The following is a 7,910-nucleotide window of genomic DNA, read 5'->3' as shown; positions in this document are numbered from 1 at the left end:
ACCCCGAAATAACAAATGCGTACGCAATGATTGCAAGAATTTAGCTTTGTCACGCCAGCGTAACGAACTGCAAATCTTTAGTAGATGAAGTTTTTCCGACTTGTGTGTACACCGTAGACTAGCGTTGGGGAGCAATAATCAAAGCCTCTCTCCGTTTCGAGGAGAGGTTTGAAGAGGGGTTTGAAGAATAAGTCGCACATCGCGTTAAATATTAAATTAGCGAAGTTTTAGCAAATGCACTTATGGATAACGATTTACTGGCTTTTTTGGCGGCGGCTGGGTTACTCGTCCTCTATCTGATCTTTTCTGCATTAACTGAAATGGGAACTAAACTACCCTGGAAGAAATAAGCAGATGGAGGGATGAATCAAGGGATTGACAGTTATTAAAATCAAAAAAATATAAAAAACTCCACGCCACTTGCGGGATGGAGTTTTTAGTCATTAGTCATTGGTCATCAGTCATTAGTACCAATGACTAATGACTGATGACTGATGACTAATGACTAAAGCGGTGGGACGGCTATCCCTCTCCACCCACGAGGGGATGGAGCTTCCCGCCGCTTTCGTAAATTTAATGCACCAGCGTACTTAAAAAATTTACTTTTTAAACTTGATTGGGCTTGGAAAAAGAATAAATATCCTTTAGGCTGAGTTAATATACTTATTGTTCGAGGGAGTGCCAAATGCGCGATCCACAGAAGAACCAGATTAAAATTGAGCCAGCAACCCTCGTCTTAATTGTGTCTTTACTAATACTCTTGCCTCTACTGTTTGTTGGTTTTTTATCGCAATGAGTTTGCTTGAATTTTCTAGGACTTACGCACACTCTACGAATTCTCGGCGCTCTTGGCGTCTTGGCGGTTCGAGAAATTAAGCTTTTTAGCAATTTTTGCGTAAGTCCTATTTTCAAACGAATCTTAGCGGCATCACTCTTTTTATTAGGTGCGTTAAGCTACTGTTAACGCACCACTCAAACCCGAAAACTACTTAGGTAAAACTTGCCGTAGTGCTGCTAAAAGTTGGTCAACACTTTCCTTTCGACTATTAAAGCCCATCAATCCGACGCGCCAAACTTTACCAGCTAGTTCGCCAAGACCACCGCCAATTTCAATATTATGCTCATTAAGTAACTGCCGAGCGATCGCTTTCCCATCTACCCCTGTTGGAATGCAGACAGTAGTCAGCGTTGGTAGTCTATACTCTTGCTCAACGTGCATACTCAGTCCTAAGTTCTCCAACCCTTCCCAGAGATATTCTACGTTTTTCTGATGACGCTGCCAGGAGTTTGCTAATCCCTCTTCTGCAAGCAAACGCAGTGCTTCCCGCAATGCATAATATAAATTAATCGGTGCTGTATGGTGATAGGTGCGTTCAGCGCCCCAATACTTACCCAGCAGCAACATATCCAAATACCAGTTTGCAACCTTTGTTTGGCGCTGTTGCAATTTCTCAACAGCACGCGGACTCATTGTAAAAGGCGAAGCACCAGGCGGACAACCCAACCCTTTTTGGCTACAACTATAGGCTAAGTCAACTCCCCAAGTATCCAAAAACAAGGGGACACCACCCAAACTTGTGACTGAATCAACTAACAACAACGTGCCAAATTCACGACACAAATCAGCAACACCTTCCAATGGTTGACGTGCGCCAGTGGAGGTTTCGGCATGAACTAGAGCTAAAATAGTTGGACGATGAGTTTTTAAGGCAGTTTGGAGTTCATCTAGATTGAAAACTTGTCCCCAAGGTTTGGTAATAGTTCGCACATCTGCGCCATAACGTCCAGCCATATCTACGAGCCGATTACCGAAATAACCAGCTACACCAATCAAAACCACATCACCGGGTTCTACAGCATTGGCGATGGTTGCTTCCATTGCGGCTGTTCCCGTACCACTGACTGCAATGGTGAGTGGATTTTCTGTTTGCCATACGTAGCGTAGCAACGACTGAATTTCATCCATGAGTGCGAGAAAAGCTGGGTCAAGATGCCCAACAGGTGAGGTATTCATCGCCTGGAGAACTGCGGGATGGGCATTGGAGGGCCCAGGCCCCAACAGCAAACGGGATGGAATTTCTAACGGTGTGAGTTGCAAGCGCCCAGAGTCGTTGATTGAAATTGTTTGTGTCATAATCTGTTTTCGCTTAGATGATACTTACGAATCATAGAGCGATGGCTTCGCCAACGCCAGAGGCGATCGCACGCATCACTAGACTTCTTGCATAAGTCGGGAAAAGGGGAAGGGAGAAGGGGAAAAAGTTCTGTATTATCCGCTTCCCCTAAAACCATTACCCTTTCCCCCAAGAGTGCAAAAAGCACTTTTGCAAGAGGTCTACTGATGTTTTAATGAATCTATCATTTGTCAGAAGATGCAATTAGCCAAAGTATTACAGTGATTCAACCAAATGTGCGAGAGTATACTTATTCACTTACCCGGAGACATAATTATGGTTTTTGCTGGCAAACGACCAAATAATTTAGGTATTAGCAACGGTAAATTAGCACCCTGCCCTAATTCTCCTAACTGTGTTTCTAGTCAGAGTACAGATGCAACCCACAAAATTGCACCACTGACTTTTACATCTACTCCAGAAAAAGCGATTAGTAATCTTAAAAAGATTATTGAGTCCTTACCAAGAACTCAAATAATTACCGAAAGCCAAGATTATTTATATGCAGAATTTAAAAGCGCTTTACTGGGATTTGTGGATGATGTAGAATTCTATTTAGACCGGAGTGCTAATGTTATCCAAGTACGTTCAGCCTCACGCTTAGGTCAAAGCGATTTGGGTGTTAATCGTCAACGAATAGAAACGATTAGAGCCAAGTTAAAATAATTCGTAATGACGCTCCTACGTCACGAACGCTGCGCTAACGTAATTCGTAATTCGTAATTGAATTAGTTAAAAATTTATCCCACAACAAGTAAGCTGATGCACTTCTAAGTTGTGTAGTTCAAAACGTTAAAAATGATGGGGAACGCGGATACACAAAGATGCAATTTGAATGATGATTAGCTTCAAGAATACAAATTTTACAATCTGAGGTGGTGTTTTACCAAAGTACGTTAGCGTAGCGGTAGCGAGTCCGCGTAATCTTACAGAGAAGCAAGCTACGCTTTTAGCGTCTCGTAGAGAGCGTCATTACGAATTAGTTAAACTTTGCGATCGCAATATTTGTGAAACTTAATTTATTTAAAAACTTTGACTCCCGCCCTAGACTGATAATTGCTATCGGACTAGCTGGATTAGTTTCAATAATTCTTCCATCTTGGCTGCATTTACCCACTCGCATTCTCTGCGCTTGGAACTCTGGTGCTGACTTTTTCTTAGCTGTAACCTGGTGGAAGATGATCAAAGCTACCCCAGAAAAAATTCGCCGTTATGCTGAGAATGAATATGAAGGACATTTAGCTATATTCATGCTGGTGATAGCTGCGGCTTGTGCTAGTGTTTTAGCCATTGGGTTTTTACTAACTGATAAAAAAGGATTGTCAACAATTCTGCTTACCCTACATGTCATACTTTCAATTATGACCATTGTCGGTTCCTGGTTACTAGTGCATACGATGTTTGCAGTGCAATATGCACACAGTTATTACAAATCTATTAGTCGTAATAATAGAGAAGAAATCACCAAAGGGTTAGATTTTCCTAATAACGATTATCCAGACTATTGGGAATTTTTATATTATTCATTCGTAATTGGCATGACCAGTCAAGTTTCAGATGTGGAAACGAGATCGCACGATATGAGGCGTTTGACTCTGTTACATAGCATATTATCCTTCTTTTTCAACACCACAATTTTAGCAATGAGCATCAATATTATTGCATCGCTGATTTAAAAATCGCTTAACTCAGCCAAAAATATGATTATTTGTTTCTCTACTTTCAGAAAGATGAAATTCTATTGCAAGTTTTTTAACATAAACTTAACTTGAAATAATCGGAGTAAGTTTATGGCTGATCAAACAATAAATGAATTGCCTGGTGATATTAGAGAACAGTTACCCGAACACGCACAGCAGATTTTTCTAGCTGTATTTAATGCTGCTCAAAGTAATGGTTCAAATGAAGAAGGTGCGCGTGAAATTGCTTGGAATAGTGTAAAGAATGAATACGAACCAGGCAGCGATGGCAAATGGCAGAGAAAGTCTGAAGACACTGCTATACATAATAAATCTGTTGTCTCTGGTGGTAATTGAATAAATTTAAGCTTGGCATAGGCGTTTTTTGTTAGAGGTAAGACAAAATTTAAAGGGAATTCCATGTTTACGAAGCGGGTATGGAATTCCTTTTTGCTTTTTTATAATTTTTGCAACAAGATGATAGACATTTTGAACAAACTATATTTATTTAAATATTGGCTAGAAAAATCTATCTACACAGGAAATGCTAATTGAACAAGACAAAATTGCTATTCGTCTAATGCAAGATGAAATATATGATTATCAGTTGATGGCAAAATGGTTAACTGATGCACAAGTTTTGGAATTTTATGAAGGAAGAGATAATCCTTTTGATTTAGAAAGAATTATAGAAACGTACAAACCGATGATTAGGGGAGATGACCCGGTTGTTCCGTGTCTGTTCTACTATCAAAATATTCCCATTGGTTATTTGCAGTATTGTGCGCTCAATGACTTATCTCAAACCGATAGAGAATTGTATCATCTTGATGATCAAACTGATTATGTCTACGGAATTGACTTGTTCATAGGCGAAACCGACTATTGGAACAAGGGAATTGGTACAAAAATATTGTCAGCATTTATCACTTATCTTTTTGAACAGCGACAAGCTCATAAAATTGTCATAGATCCTCATGTTGACAATCCTCGCGCTATCCGTTGTTATGAAAAATGTGGTTTTGTCAAACTAAAGCTATTGCCCGCTCATGAGCTACATGAAGGGGAATACTCAGATTGTTGGCTTATGGCAATAGAAAGAAAGAATCCATTGCACTCCTAATTTATGCATCACGATTAGTAAGTTGGTATGAGAGGATGTTACAAAATTAACTCGCGTGTTCCCAGTCACTGAGTAACTCATGCTGTTGTACAGTTTTCTTGCATTGGCGGAATGGTACTTTAGGAGTACCAATATTAATACCCGGAAAAGACTGTTTTTTTGTCTTGCTGGGTCTATTTTCTTGTGTCGTTGTCAACTGTTGGGTTTTCATTGGTAAATCAATTTCTGATTAAAATCTCAGCACCAATCTATAACACCAATTTTCAAACGGCAACTTCCACTATAGGTGGCTTATTTTGTACAAATATTCACAATACGATCGCTACTAACTGTACATTCCAATTAATTTCTTAAAAGTTTTGATCACCCTTGTTTGGCCATTACTCCTAAATTCATCACACATTCAGGAAATTGGCGCTTTAATGCCGGAAAAACCGGACAAGGCGCTTGTTCTTGTAAATTGTCCGGCTTACTCCAAGTAAAGGGGGCTTTCTGGGCTGCTGACATCCACACCAAACGCTTTGCTCGTGTCATCGCAACGTAGAGTAAACGGTACTCCTCAGATATTTTCAAGTGCTTTGCTTGTTCCCATGCTTGTGTAACATCTGGTATGGTAGATTCTCCGTGGAGAGCAGCACGAATTTGGGCGCGGGCTACTTCTGATAAGGTAAAATCCCCTAAAAACTGACTTTGAGGAGGAACCCAAAATCTGCCAGGAATCAAGTTTTCGTGGAGAAAGGGAAGAAACACATAGTCCCAATCTAGCCCTTTGGCTTTATGCATGGTAATAATGGTCAGTTGACCGCGACGAGTGTAACGTTCTTCCGAATCTTCGGTTTCTACTGGTTCAAACCGTTCGGAACTGACGATTTCACTTAAAGCTGATAGCATTCCCCCCATCGAACTATTGCCGGCTATCTGCTGGTTTACCCGTTCTGCGAGTTTGTCAGCAGTTGCCAATTCTGCCTGGTCGTAATTTAAGGTCAAGGCGAGAAAGGAAATTAGCTGATACAGGGGCAATTCCAAGCGGGCGCGAAGTAAACTGCGACACAAACGAGCAGCTTTTTGGACTGTTTCTGGCTGGGTTGCTGCTAGGGGGCCAGGATACAAGAATTCTTCTGGGAGACTAGCAAGGGCGTTAAGGTCTTGAGTAGGTATTAACTGGCGCTGTACTAATGCTTCTAGTGCGGCTTTCAGGTAATCGGGAGAGTGGGGACGATCGCAAAATTGCAGTAATGCTAAAATTTCTTGGGGAACATGGGAACGGCGATCGCGTTCTCCCACATCGTACAGTGTAATATTATGCTCTTTGCACACAGGTGTCAGAGCTTCTGCTAACCATCGTCCTTGGCGATTTTCTCGCACTAAAATCGCTGCACTATTTTGTGTTGGGTCTTCGCCAAATAACTCAATCACTCTTTGAGATAACAATTCAACGGTTTGATGAATGTCACGCGGGGTATAAAGTTCTAGTCCTCGTCCTACTGGTGCTGGGTTGGCGTTCTTTTGTGGATCGTTTGTTTCAACAGGGCGAATTGTCTGCAAGCGAAATGGTACTTGTCGGTTGTCAGGAATCTTTTGTCCGTTATTCGTTGTTGCTAACGACTGATTATTGATCCATTTGAGGGCAAAGTTAGCGGCTTCAATGATAATTCTAGTACTGCGACCAGCTTGATCCATTGTTGCCAATTGTTTGATGCGATCGCACTCTTCGCAAAATTGCCGAAAATAAATCGGATCGGCTGGGGTAAATGTAGAGTTAATCGCTTGGTTGGGATCACCAACTCGTACCAAGTTGAGTGGGGAGTGCGTAGAGACGCGATTCATTGCGTCTGTATTCATCCCCTCATATTCCCCATCACTCGCCAAAATTTCTAACAACTGTGTCTGTAATGGGCTAGAATCTTGGGCTTCGTCTTCAAAGACGGCGAATATTTGGTTTTGCTCGATGCGACGGGCGCTGTCATTTTCTAAAACGCGCAGTGCGGCTAAAATCATATCGTCGTAGTCGATGAAATCACGCGATCGCATTAAGTTTTGATATTGCTCATACAATCCCGCCGCTACACTCAAAATTGCATATTCGTCTGTGGTTTGTTTACTCCACTCCCGCAATTTTTCTGGCGATATCCCAGAACTTTTTGCTTCATGAATTACCGTATTAGCCAATTCCGGCAATACTTCTGTTCGCAGCACCGATTGGCGACGCAACCTTTCTGTCTCTTCTCCGTCAAATTGATGACCTTCTAATAACCGCAAATATATTCCGGGATTATTCGCAATCCATTGCTCTACAGCTGTTCGGATAAAACGGTGACTTTGGGTTGGTGTAATTAATGTGACATTTTCTAACTGCAAACCCGATAAATCAGAATGGCGACTGGCAATGTTTAACGCTAGACCATGTAGGGTATAAACAAAAAATCCAGTCTGAGGGAGAGATAAATCATCTCGTAAGAATTTGCGAATCTTCGCTTTAATATTGGCAGCAGCTGAACGAGTAAAGGTGACAACTACCAACTGACGGCGCGAGGATGAACGTTCATATTGACGGGCGATCGCGATCGCAGCCGCCGCCGCCATCCCAGTAGATTTACCCGCACCAGGAACGGCAGAAATAGCCAAAGGGCCAGATTGCCAGTCAGCCATTTGCTGTTGTCCAGGACGTAGACCGTTGCGGATGCGTGTTATGGCTTCTGCCCGTAGGGATGACACGGGCGATCGTTCAGACAATTCTGAGTGAAGTAATTCTTGAGCCAGAGAAGTAGTAAATTTAGAGTCTGACATAGCAAATTTTATATATTGAATATATGTTATATGTTGAATGTAATTTCCAAACCGCAGATATGAATAGGACTTACGCAAAAACCCTCTAAAACTCTGATTCCTTTGCGACCTCTGCGCCTCTGTGGTTCGTTTTCCGTTACCCGTGCG

7 protein-coding genes are annotated in these 7,910 nt (G+C 41.7%); 4 read left to right on the top strand and 3 right to left on the bottom strand.

Annotation, left to right across the window (positions count from 1 at the left end; all coding sequences use genetic code 11):
• Window positions 1–985: 985 nt before the first annotated feature.
• Window positions 986–2,134 (bottom strand): alanine--glyoxylate aminotransferase family protein, encoded by a 1,149-nt coding sequence (locus CDC33_RS24170; RefSeq protein WP_109011076.1) that lies wholly within the window; start codon window positions 2,132–2,134, stop codon window positions 986–988.
• Between the two features lie 316 nt (window positions 2,135–2,450).
• Here CDC33_RS24170 and CDC33_RS24165 point away from each other — a divergent pair, with 316 nt between their 5' ends.
• The 4 genes from CDC33_RS24165 (at window position 2,451) to CDC33_RS24150 (ending at window position 4,976) form a co-directional block, all read left to right on the top strand.
• Entirely contained in the window at window positions 2,451–2,840 is a 390-nt protein-coding gene (locus CDC33_RS24165; protein WP_109011075.1) for a DUF1499 domain-containing protein, read from the top strand.
• Between the two features lie 341 nt (window positions 2,841–3,181).
• Window positions 3,182–3,850 (top strand): DUF1345 domain-containing protein, encoded by a 669-nt coding sequence (locus tag CDC33_RS24160; RefSeq protein ID WP_181374119.1) that lies wholly within the window; start codon window positions 3,182–3,184, stop codon window positions 3,848–3,850.
• 114 nt (window positions 3,851–3,964) lie between these two features.
• Window positions 3,965–4,210 carry a ChaB family protein gene (locus CDC33_RS24155; protein ID WP_109011074.1) on the top strand — a complete coding sequence of 82 codons (246 nt, stop codon included), beginning with the start codon at window positions 3,965–3,967 and terminating at the stop codon, window positions 4,208–4,210.
• 187 nt (window positions 4,211–4,397) lie between these two features.
• Window positions 4,398–4,976, top strand: coding sequence for a GNAT family N-acetyltransferase (locus CDC33_RS24150; protein ID WP_109011073.1), 579 nt, complete (start codon window positions 4,398–4,400; stop codon window positions 4,974–4,976).
• Window positions 4,977–5,022: 46 nt separating this feature from the next.
• Here the strand turns inward: CDC33_RS24150 and CDC33_RS39045 are convergent, their stop codons facing one another.
• Both CDC33_RS39045 and CDC33_RS24145 read right to left on the bottom strand, forming a co-directional pair.
• On the bottom strand, window positions 5,023–5,187 hold the full coding sequence (locus CDC33_RS39045) for a hypothetical protein (RefSeq protein ID WP_181374118.1): 165 nt from the start codon (window positions 5,185–5,187) through the stop codon (window positions 5,023–5,025).
• Window positions 5,188–5,339: 152 nt separating this feature from the next.
• Complete coding sequence (locus tag CDC33_RS24145; RefSeq protein ID WP_109011072.1) at window positions 5,340–7,763, bottom strand: ATP-dependent helicase; 2,424 nt, start codon at window positions 7,761–7,763, stop codon at window positions 5,340–5,342.
• Window positions 7,764–7,910 lie beyond the last annotated feature (147 nt).

Origin of the sequence: Nostoc commune NIES-4072 (assembly GCF_003113895.1) — a bacterium.
GTDB lineage: Bacteria > Cyanobacteriota > Cyanobacteriia > Cyanobacteriales > Nostocaceae > Nostoc > Nostoc commune.
Note: the sequence above shows the minus strand (reverse complement) of the source record. Positions and strands in the feature narration are given on the sequence as shown.

Excerpts from the sequence above, each read along its gene's own strand:
- CDC33_RS24170 (WP_109011076.1), bottom strand. The coding sequence starts at position 2,134 with ATGACACAAACAATTTCAATCAACGACTCTGGGCGCTTGCAACTCACA.
- CDC33_RS24165 (WP_109011075.1), top strand. The coding sequence starts at position 2,451 with ATGGTTTTTGCTGGCAAACGACCAAATAATTTAGGTATTAGCAACGGT.
- CDC33_RS24155 (WP_109011074.1), top strand. The coding sequence starts at position 3,965 with ATGGCTGATCAAACAATAAATGAATTGCCTGGTGATATTAGAGAACAG.
- CDC33_RS24150 (WP_109011073.1), top strand. The coding sequence starts at position 4,398 with ATGCTAATTGAACAAGACAAAATTGCTATTCGTCTAATGCAAGATGAA.
- CDC33_RS39045 (WP_181374118.1), bottom strand. The coding sequence starts at position 5,187 with ATGAAAACCCAACAGTTGACAACGACACAAGAAAATAGACCCAGCAAG.
- CDC33_RS24145 (WP_109011072.1), bottom strand. The coding sequence starts at position 7,763 with ATGTCAGACTCTAAATTTACTACTTCTCTGGCTCAAGAATTACTTCAC.